The sequence below is a fragment of the Marinobacter salinexigens genome (genome assembly GCF_008370345.1).
In the GTDB taxonomy this organism is placed as follows: Bacteria; Pseudomonadota; Gammaproteobacteria; order Pseudomonadales; family Oleiphilaceae; genus Marinobacter; species Marinobacter salinexigens.
This window is the reverse complement of the sequence record NZ_VTUU01000046.1, coordinates 1-895: the sequence shown is the minus strand read 5'-3', so window position 1 is coordinate 895 and position 895 is coordinate 1. Positions and strand designations below refer to the sequence as shown.

1 protein-coding gene is annotated in these 895 nt (G+C 61.2%); it reads right to left on the bottom strand.

Going from position 1 to position 895, the window contains the following annotated elements; genetic code table 11:
* The coding region (gene tssI, locus FWJ25_RS19175; protein ID WP_149601860.1) for a type VI secretion system tip protein TssI/VgrG at positions 1 to 895 on the bottom strand (895 nt) is incomplete at both ends.

Below are 895 nucleotides of genomic sequence, written 5' to 3'. Positions count from 1 at the left end.
TGTGGGTCTGGGTTTTCAGGGTGGTCCGGGTTTTGTGTTCCGGCAGCGCGTACGGCGGTGTGTTGGTGGCGTGGTAGGTCCGGCCGGTGATGATCGGCTGGTCCGGGTCGCCATCCAGGAAGGAGACAATCACTTCGTGGCCGATTCTGGGCAGAGCCATGAAGCCGTACTGGCCACCGGCCCAGCCCTGGCTGACTCTTAGCCAGGCGCTGCTGTGTTCGTCGTTGCGCGAGTATCGATCCCACGGGAACCTTACTTTCACACGGCCATACTGGTCACAGTGGATTTCTTCCCCGTCCGGGCCGGTCACGATGGCCATCTGGGGGCCGTCCATCAGGGGACGGTGTTCGCAGATGGGGCGCCAGGTTTTGTTTGCCGGGATGGCGCTGAATTCGTTGTGGTAGGTGGTGGGTTCGCTGCCCCCCTCTTCTTCCAAAGCCTGGGGTTGTTTGCCGGTGTGGGTGATGGCGGTGAGCAGCCATTCCCGATTCAGGGTCTCGGTATCATGATCGGTGAGTGCGACTTTGGCCCCGGCGGTGAAGTCCGGTCGATTGCTTTCGCCGTTGGCGGTGCTGGCGTTGTTTCGCAGGGCATCCAGTTTGGCTTGGGTGAAAGGCTGACCTGAGGCGTCGGCCTTGAAGCGGCCGGGGTAGTCGTAGTGCTGGTAATCGTCCCGCTGGTTCAGGTTGCCACTAGCCTGTTCGTGCATCAGGGCGTAGGCGGGATTTTTGAAGGTGTAGTCCTTCATGGCGACGGAGGCAGCTTTAACCCGCTCCTGATAGCTAAAGCGAAATACGCAGGGCTGCTTTGTGCTGCCACCGGCTTTGGCGTTGTAGGCCACGCTGTCCAGTCTGGGGGCATCGCCGTGGTGATCGGCGATGATCAAGCCGGGCTG